The sequence below is a fragment of the Agromyces sp. Leaf222 genome (assembly GCF_001421565.1).
In the GTDB taxonomy this organism is placed as follows: Bacteria; Actinomycetota; Actinomycetes; order Actinomycetales; family Microbacteriaceae; genus Agromyces.
In genome coordinates this window covers 2,225,214-2,239,638 of sequence record NZ_LMKQ01000001.1, presented here as the reverse complement: position 1 = coordinate 2,239,638, position 14,425 = coordinate 2,225,214, and the positions used below count along the sequence as shown (strand labels likewise).

The 14,425-nt window shown below is 66.9% G+C and carries 13 protein-coding genes and 1 pseudogene; 6 read left to right on the top strand and 8 right to left on the bottom strand.

Translation table 11 applies throughout. The annotated features are described in order from the left end of the window. Positions 1 to 18: 18 nt before the first annotated feature. The 5 genes from ASE68_RS09945 to ASE68_RS09925 all read left to right on the top strand — a co-directional run bounded on the left by ASE68_RS09945 (position 19) and on the right by ASE68_RS09925 (position 5,135). A complete protein-coding gene (locus ASE68_RS09945) occupies positions 19 to 1,449 on the top strand; it encodes a dipeptidase (RefSeq protein ID WP_055857893.1) in 1,431 nt (476 codons plus the stop codon). A gap of 76 nt (positions 1,450 to 1,525) precedes the next feature. Further along, entirely contained in the window at positions 1,526 to 1,876 is a 351-nt protein-coding gene (erpA, locus tag ASE68_RS09940) for an iron-sulfur cluster insertion protein ErpA (RefSeq protein ID WP_055857891.1), read from the top strand. Between the two features lie 200 nt (positions 1,877 to 2,076). Then, positions 2,077 to 2,979 (top strand): cytochrome c oxidase subunit II, encoded by a 903-nt coding sequence (gene coxB / locus ASE68_RS09935; protein WP_055857890.1) that lies wholly within the window; start codon positions 2,077 to 2,079, stop codon positions 2,977 to 2,979. After that, on the top strand, positions 2,976 to 4,712 hold the full coding sequence (ctaD, locus tag ASE68_RS09930; RefSeq protein WP_055857888.1) for a cytochrome c oxidase subunit I: 1,737 nt from the start codon (positions 2,976 to 2,978) through the stop codon (positions 4,710 to 4,712). The genes coxB and ctaD overlap by 4 nt, the downstream gene beginning before the upstream one ends. Further along, complete coding sequence (locus ASE68_RS09925; protein WP_055857886.1) at positions 4,713 to 5,135, top strand: cytochrome c oxidase subunit 4; 423 nt, start codon at positions 4,713 to 4,715, stop codon at positions 5,133 to 5,135. A 218-nt stretch (positions 5,136 to 5,353) separates the two neighbouring features. On the opposite strand, the gene ASE68_RS09920 is transcribed toward ASE68_RS09925, so the two are convergent. Genes ASE68_RS09920 through ASE68_RS09900 form a run of 5 tightly spaced genes read right to left on the bottom strand, consistent with a single transcriptional unit; the run spans position 5,354 to position 10,457 of the window. Next, a complete protein-coding gene (locus ASE68_RS09920; protein WP_082462156.1) occupies positions 5,354 to 6,223 on the bottom strand; it encodes a methyltransferase domain-containing protein in 870 nt (289 codons plus the stop codon). A 32-nt stretch (positions 6,224 to 6,255) separates the two neighbouring features. Further along, a complete protein-coding gene (locus ASE68_RS09915; protein WP_055857882.1) occupies positions 6,256 to 7,863 on the bottom strand; it encodes a cytochrome bc complex cytochrome b subunit in 1,608 nt (535 codons plus the stop codon). Then, entirely contained in the window at positions 7,860 to 8,936 is a 1,077-nt protein-coding gene (locus ASE68_RS09910) for a ubiquinol-cytochrome c reductase iron-sulfur subunit (protein WP_055857880.1), read from the bottom strand. Before ASE68_RS09910 ends, ASE68_RS09915 begins: the two co-directional genes overlap by 4 nt. Positions 8,937 to 8,974: 38 nt before the next feature. Continuing rightward, positions 8,975 to 9,769 (bottom strand): c-type cytochrome, encoded by a 795-nt coding sequence (locus ASE68_RS09905; RefSeq protein WP_055857878.1) that lies wholly within the window; start codon positions 9,767 to 9,769, stop codon positions 8,975 to 8,977. Positions 9,770 to 9,818: 49 nt separating this feature from the next. After that, positions 9,819 to 10,457: a heme-copper oxidase subunit III gene (locus ASE68_RS09900; RefSeq protein ID WP_055857876.1), complete on the bottom strand. Its 639-nt coding sequence runs from the start codon at positions 10,455 to 10,457 to the stop codon at positions 9,819 to 9,821. Positions 10,458 to 10,589: 132 nt separating this feature from the next. On the opposite strand from ASE68_RS09900, the gene trpD reads away from it, so the two are divergent. Beyond that, positions 10,590 to 11,642, top strand: coding sequence for an anthranilate phosphoribosyltransferase (trpD, locus tag ASE68_RS09895; protein WP_055857874.1), 1,053 nt, complete (start codon positions 10,590 to 10,592; stop codon positions 11,640 to 11,642). An 84-nt stretch (positions 11,643 to 11,726) separates the two neighbouring features. Here the strand turns inward: trpD and glpK are convergent. The 3 genes and pseudogenes from glpK to ASE68_RS09880 form a co-directional block, all read right to left on the bottom strand. Continuing rightward, a pseudogene (glpK, locus tag ASE68_RS09890) lies at positions 11,727 to 13,034 on the bottom strand (glycerol kinase GlpK); the annotation flags it as partial. 1 nt (position 13,035) lies between these two features. Next, positions 13,036 to 13,350 (bottom strand): FGGY family carbohydrate kinase (locus tag ASE68_RS19860; protein ID WP_255353505.1); only part of this gene is annotated, 315 nt, incomplete at its 3' end. Positions 13,351 to 13,469: 119 nt separating this feature from the next. Beyond that, positions 13,470 to 14,228 (bottom strand): MIP/aquaporin family protein, encoded by a 759-nt coding sequence (locus tag ASE68_RS09880; RefSeq protein ID WP_055857869.1) that lies wholly within the window; start codon positions 14,226 to 14,228, stop codon positions 13,470 to 13,472. Positions 14,229 to 14,425 lie beyond the last annotated feature (197 nt).

Here is a 14,425-nt window from a genome sequence, read left to right as displayed (position 1 = left end):
CCCCTTAAGATTACCGGCATGACCGAGCACCAGCCCACCGATCCCGATTCCACAGGCGCCGCAGAGGTCGTCGCCGCGATCCGCGACGCCGTCGACGTCGGATTCCCGTCGACCGTCGCCGACCTCGCGAACCTCGTGCGCATCCCGTCCGTCTCCTGGCCGGCGTTCGACCCCGAGCACGTCGCGCAGAGCGCCGAGGCCGTCGCGGCCCTGCTCCGCGACACGGGCGTGTTCGACCTCGTCGACATCCGTCATTCCGCCGTCGAAGACGGCTCGGAGCTCGGCCAGCCCGCCGTGGTCGCGAGCCGGCCCGCTCGCAACGGTCGACCCACCGTGCTGCTCTACGCACACCACGACGTGCAGCCGCCAGGCAAGGAGGAGGACTGGGAGACCTCGCCGTTCGAGCCGACCCAGCGCGGTGACCGGCTCTACGGCCGCGGCGCCGCCGACGACAAGGCCGGCGTGATGGCGCACGTCGGCGCCATCCGGGCCTTCGCGGAGGCTGCGGGCGACTTCGACCTCGGCATCGCCGTCTTCATCGAGGGCGAAGAGGAGTGGGCGTCGCGCTCGTTCGCGAACTTCCTCCGCGACAACCGAGAACTCCTCGCCGCCGACGCGATCGTTGTCGCGGACTCCGGAAACTGGGATCTCGAGACGCCCGCGATCACGGTCGCGCTCCGCGGCGCCGTCGCCTTCAACGTGCGCATCCGCACGCTCGACCACGCGTCGCACTCCGGCATGTACGGCGGCGCGGTGCCAGACGCGATGCTCGCGGCCATCCGCCTGCTCGACACGATCTGGACGGCCGACGGGTCGGTGGCGATCGAGGGCCTCACGAGCGCGGACCTCGAGCCGCCCGCCTACGACGAGGCCCAACTCCGCGCCGAGACGGGACTCCTCGACGGCGTCACCCCCATCGGCGACGGCGCGATCCTCTCGCGCATCTGGGCGAAGCCCTCCGTCACCATCACGGGCATCGACGCGCCGGATGTCGCGAACGCGTCGAACACGCTCGTGCCGGAGGTGCTCGTGCGGGTCAGCGCCCGCATCGCGCCCGGCCAGGACGCCACGGAGGCGTTCGAGGCGATCCGCGCGCACCTCGAGGCGAACGCCCCCTTCGGCGTGAAGCTCGGCTTCGAGGGCGTCGACCTCGGACAGGCATTCCTCGTCGACACCAGCGGCTGGGCCGTGGAAGACACGCGTGCCGCGATGACGGATGCCTGGGGCAGGCCGCCCGTCGACATCGGCGTCGGCGGGTCGATCCCGTTCATCGCCGAGCTCGTCGAGGAGTTCCCCGGCGCGCAGATCCTCGTGACCGGCGTGGAGGATCCGGACTCGCGGGCGCACAGCCCGAACGAATCGCTGCACCTCGGCGTCTTCAGGCGGGCGCTCCTCAGTGAGGCGCTGCTGCTCGCACGCCTCGACGCGCGGGGGAGCGGAGCATCCTGATTCCGGGTCATCTCGCAGCACGCCGGGTTAGACTTCCAGTGAACATGAGGCGTTCTTCGACGCACCGAGGAGAGACATGAGCGACACGATCACCGAAACGACGCACGGCGTGAAGCTGAGCGACCCTGCAGCCGACAAGGTGCGGAGCCTCCTCACGCAGGAGGGCCGCGACGACCTGCGACTCCGCGTCGCGGTGCAGCCCGGCGGCTGCTCTGGCCTCATCTACCAGCTGTACTTCGACGAGCGACTGCTCGACGGTGACGCGGTCGTGGACTTCGACGGTGTCGAGGTCATCGTCGACAAGATGAGCGTGCCCTACCTCGACGGAGCCTCCATCGACTTCGAGGACACGATCCAGAAGCAGGGCTTCACGATCGACAACCCGAACGCCGAAGGCAGCTGCGCCTGCGGTGATTCGTTCCACTGAGGATCGATCCGAACTGAGCAAAGGGAGGCTGCCATTGGCAGCCTCCCTTTCTTTCTTTGCGCCGATGGTGGCGGAATTCCGCGGCGGCAGGGGCCCGAAACGGCCCTGAGATGCACACTGGCGGGGCTGAGTCGGAGTAGGCTGTTCCACGATCATGCGCTTCGCTGTGAAGCGCCTTCGAGTCTCCCGAAAGGTCACCGGTGCGCCACAATCGCCGTCTCCGATGGGCTGCAATCCCGATCGCAGCGTCGCTCAGCCTCGTACTCGCAGGGTGCACGACGGCTCAGCTGAACGGATTCCTGCCGGGCTTCGAAGAGGGGCAGCCTCCCGTCACGAACCACACCGAGCGCGTCTCGGGCCTGTGGGTCACGTCGTGGATCGTGCTGCTCATCGTCGGTGTCATCACGTGGGGTCTGACGATCTGGGCGGTCATCGCCTACCGTCGCCGCAAGGGCCAGACCGGCCTCCCCGTGCAGCTGCGCTACAACATGCCGATCGAGGTCTTCTACACGATCGTGCCGTTGATCCTCGTGCTCGGCTTCTTCGCCTTCACGGCTCGTGACCAGGCCGAGATCGAGAAGCGGTTCGCCGCCGACGACATCGACGTCCAGGTCGAGGTCATCGCCAAGCAGTGGGCGTGGGACTTCAACTACGTGAACGAAGACGTCTACTCGCCCGGCATCCAGGGCCAGCTCGACGACGAGGGCCCCGAGGGCTCGCTCGTCGAGTCCGAGATCCCCACGCTCTACCTGCCCGTCGGCAAGAACGTGGAGATCGAGCTCGAGTCGCGCGATGTCATCCACTCGTTCTGGGTCGTGGACTTCCTTTACAAGAAGGACATGTTCCCGGGCAAGACCAACTACATGTCGTTCGTCCCCGAACGTGAGGGCACCTACGAGGGCAAGTGCGCCGAGCTCTGCGGCGAGTACCACTCGCTCATGCTCTTCAACGTGAAGGTCGTCTCCGAAGCGGAGTACGAGGACTACATCGAGTCGTTGCGCGATCTCGGCCAGGAGGGTCAGCTCTCCAACGAGTACGACCGCAACCAGAACCTGCCCGGAACGGGCGCGCCCGAACTGAAAGAGGAGCACGAAGGCGAATGAGCACCACGACCGCACCGGCTCGGCCGCAGTCGAGCAGCCTTCCCTTCGGAGCCTCGAAGGTCGAGCGCAAGGGCAACATCCTCGTCAAGTGGATCACGTCCACCGACCACAAGGTCATCGGGTACATGTACCTGATCACCTCGTTCGTCTTCTTCTGCATCGCCGGCGTCATGGCGCTGATCATCCGCGCCCAGCTCTTCGAGCCCGGGCTCGAGATCGTGCAGACCCGCGAGCAGTACAACCAGCTGTTCACCATGCACGGCACGATCATGCTGCTGATGTTCGCGACGCCGCTCTTCGCGGGGTTCGCGAACGTCCTCATGCCGCTGCAGATCGGCGCACCTGACGTCGCCTTCCCGCGACTGAACGCGTTCGCCTTCTGGATGTTCGCATTCGGTTCGCTGATGGCCGTCGCCGGCTTCTTCACCCCGCAGGGAGCCGCATCGTTCGGATGGTTCGCCTATCAACCGCTCGCGTCGACGACGTTCTCACCGGGCGTCGGCGGAAACCTCTGGATGCTCGGCCTCGGCCTCTCGGGCTTCGGCACGATCCTCGGCGCGGTGAACTTCATCACCACGATCATCACCATGCGCGCTCCCGGAATGACCATGTTCCGCATGCCGATCTTCACCTGGAACACGCTCGTCACCTCGATCCTCGTGCTGATGGCGTTCCCGGTGCTCGCGGCGGCCATGCTCGCCGCGGCGGCCGACCGCGTGTTCGACGCCCACATCTACGACCCCGCCAACGGCGGCGTCATCCTGTGGCAGCACCTCTTCTGGTTCTTCGGCCACCCCGAGGTGTACATCATCGCGCTGCCGTTCTTCGGCATCGTCTCCGAGATCTTCCCGGTGTTCAGCCGTAAGCCGATCTTCGGGTACACCACGCTCGTGTACGCGACCATCGCGATCGCCGCCCTGTCGGTCACCGTGTGGGCGCACCACATGTACGTCACCGGTTCCGTGCTCCTGCCGTTCTTCTCATTGATGACGATGCTCATCGCGGTACCAACGGGTGTGAAGATCTTCAACTGGATCGGCACGATGTGGCGAGGCTCGATCACGTTCGAGACGCCCCTCGTGTGGTCGGTCGGCTTCCTGATCACCTTCGTGTTCGGTGGTCTCACCGGCGTGATCCTCGCGTCGCCGCCGCTCGACTTCGCCGTGTCCGACACGTACTTCGTCGTCGCCCACTTCCACTACGTGGTCTTCGGCACCGTCGTGTTCGCGATGTTCGCCGGCTTCTACTTCTGGTGGCCCAAGTGGACCGGCAAGATGCTCAACGAGTCGCTCGGCAAGTGGCACTTCTGGCTGCTCTTCATCGGCTTCCACACCACGTTCCTCATCCAGCACTGGCTCGGAGTCGTGGCGATGCCCCGTCGGTACTACTCGTACCTGCCCGAAGACAACATCACGTGGATGAACCAGCTCTCCACCATCGGCTCCGCGATCCTCGCGATCTCGCTGATCCCGTTCTTCCTGAACGTCTACATCACCGCTCGTCGGGCTCCCAAGGTCACGGTGAACGACCCCTGGGGCTACGGCCGTTCGCTCGAGTGGGCGACCAGCTGCCCGCCGCCTCGACACAACTTCACCTCGATCCCGCGCATCCGTTCGGAGTCGCCTGCGTTCGACCTCAACCACCCCGAAGCCGGCATCCCCGTCGGCATCGGACCGGGCAAGGACGCACCAGACGCGCCCGTGTTCGACGCTGAGACGAAGGAAGTCAAGTAGATGCGCGCCAATGTCGTTCTCTTCTGGATCCTCGCGGGATTCTTCGCGGCCGCGGCCGCGGTGTACATCGCGTGGACCGCAGTCGATGACCTCGAGCCCGGCGTCGAGTGGGTGGGCCTCGTCGCCATCTCGCTGAGCGCCGTCCTGGCCGCGTTCATCGCGTTCTACCTCGGACGCGTGCACAAGGCACAGGGTGCTGAGCTGCCCGAAGACCGTCTCGACGCCAACATCGACGACGGCGACCCCGAGCTCGGCTTCTTCAGCCCCTGGAGCTGGTGGCCGATCATGCTCGCGGGCTCCGCGGCGCTGCTGTTCACCGGCCTCGCGATCGGCTTCTGGATCTCGTTCATCGCCGTGGGCCTCGGCGTGATCAGCCTCGTCGGCTGGGTCTACGAGTACTACCGCGGCAACTTCGCGCGCTGATCCGAACCTCGAAGCGGCCCCCGACACGATCGTGTCGGGGGCCGCTTTCGCGTGCCCGCCTGCAGCGATCTCGCCAGTGAGGCTTGCACAGACCCGCGAGACGCCGTTTGGCGTCTCTGAGGGGCACCTGGCGGCGTGCTGGAGTGTCCTATGCTTCCGTCGGGCGGAGCCTGGAGGCAGAGCCACGTGGTGCAGGTCGACTGCGGGCAGATTCGGGACTATCGGCGGAAGGCCAGGACGTCCACCGAGACCGTCACCGGCCGCGTCGCCGCGGGCACGTCGGAGGAGACCTCTGCGCTCACGGCATCGGTCGTCGTGTCACGTGCGTGGTGCGCCGAAGGCCCCATGGAGATGAGATGCGTCCTCTGTTCCGCCGTGACGGTCGCCTCGTATTCCACACGGCAGCGGGCGGCCACCTCGAAGCCGGCTGCACCGAGCGAGTCGGCGACCGTGCGTTCCTTGTCGGCGGGCACTGACAGCACGGAGCCGTCGCGTCTGAGCTCGGCGAGGTGGCGCTGACGCGGGACCACGACGACGAGGATGCCGCCGGGGCGGACGACTCGTGCGTACTCTTCGGGATTGCGTGGTGCGAAGACGTTGAGGGCGAGATCGGCAGCGGCATCGCGCAGGGGCAGTGGGCGCCAGATGTCGAGGACCACGCCGCTCGCACCCGGGATATTGCGGGTCGCCATGCGCACGGCGACGGGGGAGCGGTCGGCGAGCAGCACGGAGGACGCGGCGATACGGGATGCCAGCAGTGCGGCGTAATAGCCCGTTCCGCAACCGAAGTCGACGAGACGAGGCCCGGCCTGCTCGGAGCCTGCCGGTGGCAGAGCGTCGCTCGTAAGGTCTGCGATCGCCTCGGCGATCGGTCGGTACAGCGCGGAGTCGAGCAACGCTGCCCGAGCTGTGAGCATCTCGTGGTCGTCGCCCACGGTGCGGGGAGCACGTGGCGGAAGGAGGGTGACGGTGCCCTGCCGCGCGACGTCGAAGCGATGGCCGTTCTCGCACCCGATCACCAGGGGATCGATCGAGGAGAGGGCAGACAGACAGTTCGGGCACCGGAACCAGGTCGTATCGAACGACATGGTCACGGTGCCCGAACTGTTGAATGGATGGATCAGTGGTGGCCGTCGTGGCCGGACTCGATCTCGCCCTTGGTGACGGGCTCGATGCGGTCCTCGAAGAACCAGCGCGAGAGCGAGGCGCGGAAACGCTGACCGACCGTGATCTTGCCGCGAGCATTCGGGCGGATCATGAGCGGCTGGTACGCGTCGAAGCTCACGAGTCGCCAGCGGTCGTACTCGTCGAGCTGCTCGTGCACCTCGATGAACTCGCCACCGGGAAGGCGCACGATGCGGCCGGACTCGAAGCCGTGCAGCACGATCTCACGATCCTTCTTCTGCAGTGCGATGCAGACGCGCTTCGTGATGAAGAACGCGATGAAGGGTCCGAGGATCACCACGGCCTGGAGCGCGTGGATCACGCCCTCCATGGTCAGCGAGAAGTGCGTCGCGAGGATGTCCGAGCTCGCCGCGGCCCAGAGGCCCGCGTAGAACGTCACGCCGGCGGCGCCGATGGCCGTGCGGGTCGGAGCGTTGCGGGGACGGTCCGCGATGTGGTGCTCGCGCTTGTCGCCGGTGATCCACGCCTCGATGAAGGGGTAGATGAGCACCAGGACGATGAAGATCCCGATCGCGATGAGCGGTACGAGGATGTTGAAGGACCACGTGCGGTCCAGCCAGACGAACTCCCATCCCGGCGGAATGAGGCGGAGCGCGCCGTCGGCGAAGCCGATGTACCAGTCGGGCTGGGTACCCGCCGACACCGGTGAGGGGTCGTAGGGGCCGTAGTTCCAGATCGGGTTGATGGTGAACAGCGACGCGATGAGTGCGATGACACCGAAGATGATGAAGAAGAAGCCACCGGCCTTCGCGGCGTACACCGGCAGCACGGGCGGGCCGACGGCGTTCTGCTGGGTCTTGCCGGGGCCCGCGTACTGCGTGTGCTTGTGCACGACGACGAACACCAGGTGCAGCGCGATGAATGCGATGACCAGCGCGGGCAGGATCATGATGTGCAACGAGTACAGGCGTCCGACGATCTGCGTGCCGGGGAACTCCCCGCCGAAGAGGAGGAAGGAGATCCAGGTGCCGACCAGCGGGATGCCCTTGACCAGGCCGTCGATGATGCGGAGGCCGTTGCCCGAGAGCAGGTCGTCGGGGAGCGAGTACCCCGTGAAGCCCTCGGCCATGGCGAGGATGAACAGCGTGAAGCCGATCACCCAGTTGAACTCGCGCGGCTTGCGGAACGCACCCGTGAAGTAGATGCGCAGCATGTGCAGGCCGATCGCCGCCACGAAGAGCAGTGCAGCCCAGTGGTGCATCTGGCGCACGAACAGGCCGCCGCGGATGTCGAACGAGATATCGAGGGTCGACGCCATGGCGACCGACATCTCGACGCCCTTCAGCGGGACGTACGAACCGTCGTAGTGCACCTCGGCCATCGAGGCCTGGAAGAAGAACGTCAGGAACGTGCCCGAGATCAGGATGACGACGAACGAGAAGAGCGCGACTTCACCGAGGAGGAACGACCAGTGGTCTGGGAAGGCCTTGCGGCCGAGTTCCTTGATGAAGCCGGCGACGCTCGTGCGTTCGTTCACGTAGACCGCGGCAGCGGTCGTGAACGACCGCTTCTGCGTGCCGGTGGTGGGCGATGCGGTGCTCAATGACGCTCCCAGAAGCTCGGGCCGACGGGTTCGGTGAAGTCGCTCTGCGCGATGAGGTAACCCTCGTCGTCGATGGCGATCGGCAGCTGGGGCAGCGGCCGCTTGGCCGGTCCGAAGATGACCTCGCAGTGGTTCGCGACGTCGAACTGGGACTGGTGGCACGGGCAGAGCAGGTGGTGCGTGTGCTGCTCGTAGAGCGCAACGGGGCATCCGACGTGCGTGCAGATCTTGGAGTACGCGACGATGCCGTCGTACGACCAGCTCTCACGTTCGGGGAGCTGGTTGAGGTCGCTCGGGTCGAGGCGCATCAGGAGGACTGCGGCCTTCGCCTTCTCTTCGAGCTTGCCGTGCTCGAGTTCGGCGAGTCCTTCGGGGATGACGTGGAACGCGCTGCCGATCGTGACGTCGGAGGCCTTGATGGCCACGCCACTCGGGTCGAGGGCGAGTCGGGTGCCCTTGCGCCACATGGTGTGGCTGAGGAGCGGCACCGGCAGCTGGTCTTGCGGGGCGAAGCCGCGGAAGAGCACGACGGCGGGAAGCGGGAACACGACGATCGCACCGATGAGGCTGTTTCGGATCACGGCGCGGCGGGTGAAGCCGGACTCGCGGTCCGCGTCGGTGAACACCTTGGCCGCAGCAGCCTGCGTCTCGGGAGAGCCGCCGATCTCGTGGCGCTCGTCGACGAGCTCGACGTCGACCATGACGGCCTTGCCCCAGTGCACGATGCCGATGCCGAGGGCCAGCAGCGCGAGGGCTGCGCCGAGGCCGATGAAGAGGTTGTTCAGCCGGACGTCGCCGACGTTGTTCGACTCCATCGGGAAGAGCATGTAGGCGGCGACCGCCCACAGGCTGCCGAGCGCCGACAGGTAGAAGAGCGTGTAGACGGTGCGCTGCGCGCGCTTCTCCCGCTTGGGGTCCTCGTCGGTGACACGGGGGCGATGCGGCGGGAATCCGGGGTTCGCGAATGCGTCCTGAACGATCAGCGCGGTGCCCGGGGAGGCATCGGATTCGTGCGCGGCATGCGACGAGTCGGCAGCGGCGAGCTCAGCTCCGCTGTGGTCGTCCTGGGCCATGGTTCTCCTTCTTCAGGTACTTCGGTACCGACGTGCGCTTAGTTGGACTTCGCCGTGATCCACACGGTGATCGCGACGATCGCGCCGAGACCGAAGATCCAGATGAACAGGCCCTCGGCGACCGGGCCGAGGGAGCCGAGCTCGAATCCACCGGGAGACCGGTTGTCCTGCACGTACTTCAGGTACGTGATGATGTCGCGCTTGTCTTCGGGCGAGATGTTGAGATCGCTGAAGACGGGCATGTTCTGGGGGCCGGTGACCATGGCCTCGTAGATGTGCACGCCGCTGGTCTCGGTGAGCGCCGGGGCGAACTTGCCCTCGGTGAGCGCGCCACCTGCACCGGCGACGTTGTGGCACATCGCGCAGTTGATGCGGAAGAGCTCGGCGCCGTTCGCGGCGTCGCCGCCGCCGTCGACGAGGTGTGCGGGCGGGATCGACGGGCCGGGGCCCAGCGAGGCCACGAACGCGGCCAACTGCTGGATCTGCTCGTCGGTGAACTGAACCGGCTTGACCTGGGCCTGCGGGCCCTGCATCTGCATGGGCATGCGGCCCGTACCGACCTGGAAGTCGACCGAAGCGGCGCCGACGCCGACCAGGCTCGGGCCCGTCTCGGTGCCCTGGGCGGAGAGGCCGTGGCAGGTCGCGCAGTTCGCCTGGAAGAGCTTCTTGCCCTCTTCGATCGTCTGCTGCGAGGTGAGGTCGGTCTCGGCCTGCGCGGTGGTGCCGGCGCTCAGGGCGGCATAGGCGCCGCCCGTGAAGATGAGGCCGATCGCGAGCAGTGCGACCGTGGCGAGGGGGTGCCTGCGGCCTGTGCGTCGCTTCTGGCGGTTCATGGGGTTCTTCCTGTTCGCGTGCATGCTGGGTTGGCGCTCCTGCTGCAGGTTATTTGAGGACGTAGATGACCAGGAACAGGCCGATCCAGACGACATCGACGAAGTGCCAGTAGTAGGACACGACGATCGCGCTCGTGGCCTCCTTGTGACCGAAGTTCTTGACCGCGAACACGCGGCCGATGACGAGGAGGAACGCGATCAGACCGCCGGTCACGTGCAGGCCGTGGAAACCGGTGGTGAGGTAGAAGGCGGACCCGTACGAGTCGGACGAGAGCGAGATGCCCTCGGAGACGAGGGTCGCGTACTCCCAGACCTGGCCGGAGACGAAGATCGCGCCCATGGCGAAGGTGAGGAAGAACCACTCGACCATGCCCCACTGCGTCGGCTTCCAGCCGGTGGCGTACGGCTGCATGCGCTCCGCCGCGAACACGCCGAACTGGCAGGTCACCGACGAGAGCACGAGGATGATCGTGTTCGTCAGCGAGAACGGGAAGTTCAGCACGTCGGCCTGCGCCGCCCACAGCTCGGGCGACATCGACCGGAGCGTGAAGTAGATCGCGAAGAGGCCCGCGAAGAACATGACCTCGCTGCCGAGCCAGACGATCGTGCCCACCGCTACGGTGTTCGGTCGTTTGATCACCGGCGCGCTCGCCTGGAAAGTCAATGAGGTGCTCGTCACGAAGACCATTATGGCTGAAATCAGCACTGAGTTTTCGTCATCCTCGGGACTCGTGTCGCCCCGGATGCGGTTAGGTCACCCTAACCCGGGGTGTGAACGGCCCGTGAATCGGCCCTGAATCCGGTGGCTAGGATCGTGAGCATGTCCGCCGATCAGACCTGGCCCGTGATCCTGACCGCCCTCCTCGCAGGAGAGGACCTCAGCGTGTCGGATGCCGCGTGGTGCATGGAGCAGGTCATGACGGGCGCAGCCACCGAAGCGCAGCTTGCGGCGTTCCTCGTGGCGCTCCGTGCCAAGGGCGAGACGGTCGACGAGGTCGTCGGCTTCCGGGATGCCGTGCTCGAGCACGCCGTTCCGCTCGACGTGGATCCGATGGCGCTGGACATCGTCGGCACCGGAGGCGACCGGTTCGGCACGGTGAACGTGTCGACCATGGCGTCCGTGGTCGCCGCGGCATCCGGCGTTCCCGTGATCAAGCACGGCAATCGCGCGGCCAGCTCGGCCTCCGGCTCGTCCGACGTGCTCGCAGCGCTCGGCATCGACCTCACCCTGTCGGCCGACCGTGTCGGGGCCGTGCTCGACGAGGCCGGCATCACGTTCGCGTTCGCCTCGGCGTTCCACCCCGGATTCCGGCATGCCGGCGCCGTACGCGCCCAGCTCGGCGTGCCTACCGTCTTCAACTTCCTCGGCCCGCTCTGCAACCCCGCGCGGCCCGAGGCATCCGCCGTCGGCGTGGCGCACCTCGACCGCGTGCCGCTGATCGTCGGCGTCTTCCAGACGCGTGGCGCGACGGCACTCGTGTTCCGCGGCGACGACGGGCTCGACGAACTCACGACGACCGGCCACAGCCACGTCTGGGAGGTCTCTCGCGGCACGGTGAAGGAGCACGACCTCGATCCGCGCGACCTCGGCATCGCCCGCGCGAAGATCGGGCAGCTCGCCGGTGGCGACGCGGCGTTCAACGCGGAGGTCGTGCACCGCGTGCTTGCGGGCGAGCAGGGTCCGGTTCGCGACATCGTCGTGCTGAACGCCGCCGCCGGGCTCGTGTCGTTCGCGCTGGCGCAGGATCCGTCCCAGGTGCAGCGATCGATCCTCGACCGCTTCGCCGAGCAGATGGTCATCGCCGCCGAGACGATCGACAGCGGCGCGGCAGCGCGCAAGCTCGACGAATGGGTCGCCGCCACCCGGCGCTGAGGCGGCTCGCACGCTGCGGCGGGCGAACGCGCGACACGGGCCCCGCGGCATCCGCGGGGCCCGTGTCGTGTCAGTGCCGGAGGATCACTTCACGTCGTCGTCGACCCAGTCGAAGGTCTTCGTGACGGCCTTCTTCCAGAGGCGGATCTGGCGATCGCGCTCCTCGGCGTCCATCTTCGGCTCCCAGCGGGAGTCCTCCTGCCAGTTGGCGCGGAGCTCGTCGAGGTTGGACCAGAACCCGACCGCGAGTCCGGCCGCGTACGCGGCGCCGAGCGCGGTGGTCTCGGCGACCACGGGGCGCACCACCGGAACGCCGAGGATGTCGGCCTGGAACTGCATGAGCGTGTTGTTCGCGATCATGCCGCCGTCGACCTTGAGCTCCGTGAGGTCGACCCCGGAGTCGGCGTTGACGGCCTCGAGCACCTCCCTGGTCTGGAACGCGGTCGCCTCGAGCGCGGCGCGGGCGATGTGCCCCTTGTTCACGTACCTCGTGAGACCGACGAGCGCGCCGCGGGCGTCCGAACGCCAGTACGGCGCGAACAGACCCGAGAACGCCGGCACGAAGTACGCACCGCCGTTGTCGTCGACCGTCTTGGCGAGCTCCTCGACCTCGGGTGCGCTCGAGATCAGGCCGAGGTTGTCGCGCAGCCACTGGATCAGCGACCCCGTGACGGCGATCGACCCCTCGAGCGCGTAGTGGGCCGGCTGGTCGCCGAGCTTGTACCCCAGCGTCGTGAGCAGGCCGTTCTTCGAGTGCACGATCTCGGTGTCGGTGTTGAAGATCAGGAAGTTGCCGGTGCCGTACGTGTTCTTCGATTCGCCCGCGTCGAACGCGGCCTGGCCGAACGTGGCGGCTTGCTGGTCGCCGAGGATGCCGGCGACGGGGACCTCGCGGAGGAGGCTCGACAGGCTGGCAGTGCCGTAGACCTCGGAGGAGGAGCGGATCTCGGGGAGCATCGACTTCGGCACGTCGAACGCCTCGAGGATGTCGTCGCGCCACTGCAGCGTCTCGAGATCCATGAAGAGGGTTCGGCTGGCGTTCGTGACATCCGTCGCGTGCACGCCGCCGTCGACGCCGCCCGTGAGGTTCCAGAGCACCCATGTATCGGTCGTGCCGAACAGCAGATCGCCCGCCTCGGCCTTCTCGCGTGCGCCCTCGACGTTCTCGAGGATCCACACGATCTTCGTGCCGGAGAAGTACGTCGCCAGGGGCAGGCCGACGATCGGCTTGAAGCGTTCGACGCCGCCGTCCGCCGCGAGGCGGTCGACGATCGACTGGGTGCGGGTGTCCTGCCAGACGATCGCGTTGTAGACCGGCTGACCGGTGTTCTTGTCCCAGACCACGGCGGTCTCGCGCTGGTTGGTGATGCCCACCGCGGCGATGTCGTGCCGNCGTGTCCTGCCAGACGATCGCGTTGTAGACCGGCTGACCGGTGTTCTTGTCCCAGACCACGGCGGTCTCGCGCTGGTTGGTGATGCCCACCGCGGCGATGTCGTGCCTGGTCAGCTTCGCCTTGCCGAGCGCCTGGCCGATCACCTCGCCCGTGTTGTGCCAGATCTGCATGGGGTCGTGCTCGACCCAGCCCGCCTTGGGGAAGATCTGCTCGTGCTCGAGCTGCCCCGTCGCGATGATCGACCCCTTCTTGTCGAAGATGATCGAGCGGGTGCTCGTCGTTCCCTGGTCGATCGCCAGGATGTAGTCGGCCATGACTTCCTCTCTGTCTGCGGCCCCGCAGCGCGAGGCACGCCGTTCATTGATCGCTGGCCCGCGCCGAATCGGCGCGGGCCTGCCGTCGGTGCCCGCTCAGTCGAGCGCGGGCACGTCGCTCAGCCGAGTACGGGCAGGAGGACGAGCGCAGCCCATCCTGCGAGGAGGCCGCCGATGACCGGACCGACCACCGGGACCCACGAGTAGCTCCAATCACTGCCGCCCTTGCCCTTGATGGGCAGCACGGCGTGGGCGATGCGCGGACCGAGGTCGCGCGCGGGGTTGATCGCGTAGCCGGTCGGGCCACCGAGGGAGGCGCCGATCGCGATCACGAGGAAGGCCACCGGAATCGCACCGAGCTGGGCCGGCGTGCCGCCGTACGAGAATCCGAGGATGACGAAGACCAGCACGAAGGTGCCGATGATCTCGGTCACGAGGTTCCACCCGTAGGAGCGGATCGCGGGGCCGGTCGAGAAGACGCCGAGCTTGTTCGCGGGCTCGGGCTCGTCGTCGAAGTGCTGCTTGTAGGCGAGCCAGCAGAAGATGGCGCCGATGAAGGCACCGACGAACTGCGCGCCGATGTAGGTGAAGATCGACGCACCGTCGATCGGGATGCCCGGAACGAACTCGGTCTCGCCCTTGCCGAGGAAGTTCGCCGTGAGGCCGAGCGTGACAGCCGGGTTCAGATGAGCGCCGGATGCGTACGACACGATGACGCCGGAGAAGACCGCGAGGCCCCAACCGATGTTCACCATCAGGAACCCGCCGTTGAAGCCCTTGTTCTTCGCGAGCGCGACGTTCGCCACGACACCGCAACCGAGCAGGACCAGCATCGCCGTGCCCACCATCTCCGAAAGGAAGATGATCCCGAGATTCATTGCAACCCCCTTCGCGTGCGCCGCATCGTTGCGGCCGCAGTGTCACCATAGCCCCGTGGCCCGTTCAGGGGGAATGCCCGCGCGGGACTTGGAGAATCCTCTTCCACGCCGGTCGCCTGCTGGCGTAGGTTGGCGACGGGAGTGCTGCGTCGGGGCCGATGCATGGTCGCTCGGCATCCTGCAGCCCGGGGGAAGGA

Coding starts and splice junctions, on each gene's coding strand:
- ASE68_RS09945 (WP_055857893.1), top strand. CDS start 19: ATGACCGAGCACCAGCCCACCGATCCCGATTCCACAGGCGCCGCAGAG.
- erpA (WP_055857891.1), top strand. CDS start 1,526: ATGAGCGACACGATCACCGAAACGACGCACGGCGTGAAGCTGAGCGAC.
- ctaD (WP_055857888.1), top strand. CDS start 2,976: ATGAGCACCACGACCGCACCGGCTCGGCCGCAGTCGAGCAGCCTTCCC.
- ASE68_RS09925 (WP_055857886.1), top strand. CDS start 4,713: ATGCGCGCCAATGTCGTTCTCTTCTGGATCCTCGCGGGATTCTTCGCG.
- ASE68_RS09920 (WP_082462156.1), bottom strand. CDS start 6,223: ATGTCGTTCGATACGACCTGGTTCCGGTGCCCGAACTGTCTGTCTGCC.
- ASE68_RS09910 (WP_055857880.1), bottom strand. CDS start 8,936: ATGGCCCAGGACGACCACAGCGGAGCTGAGCTCGCCGCTGCCGACTCG.
- ASE68_RS09905 (WP_055857878.1), bottom strand. CDS start 9,769: ATGAACCGCCAGAAGCGACGCACAGGCCGCAGGCACCCCCTCGCCACG.
- ASE68_RS09900 (WP_055857876.1), bottom strand. CDS start 10,457: ATGGTCTTCGTGACGAGCACCTCATTGACTTTCCAGGCGAGCGCGCCG.
- trpD (WP_055857874.1), top strand. CDS start 10,590: ATGTCCGCCGATCAGACCTGGCCCGTGATCCTGACCGCCCTCCTCGCA.
- ASE68_RS09880 (WP_055857869.1), bottom strand. CDS start 14,228: ATGAATCTCGGGATCATCTTCCTTTCGGAGATGGTGGGCACGGCGATG.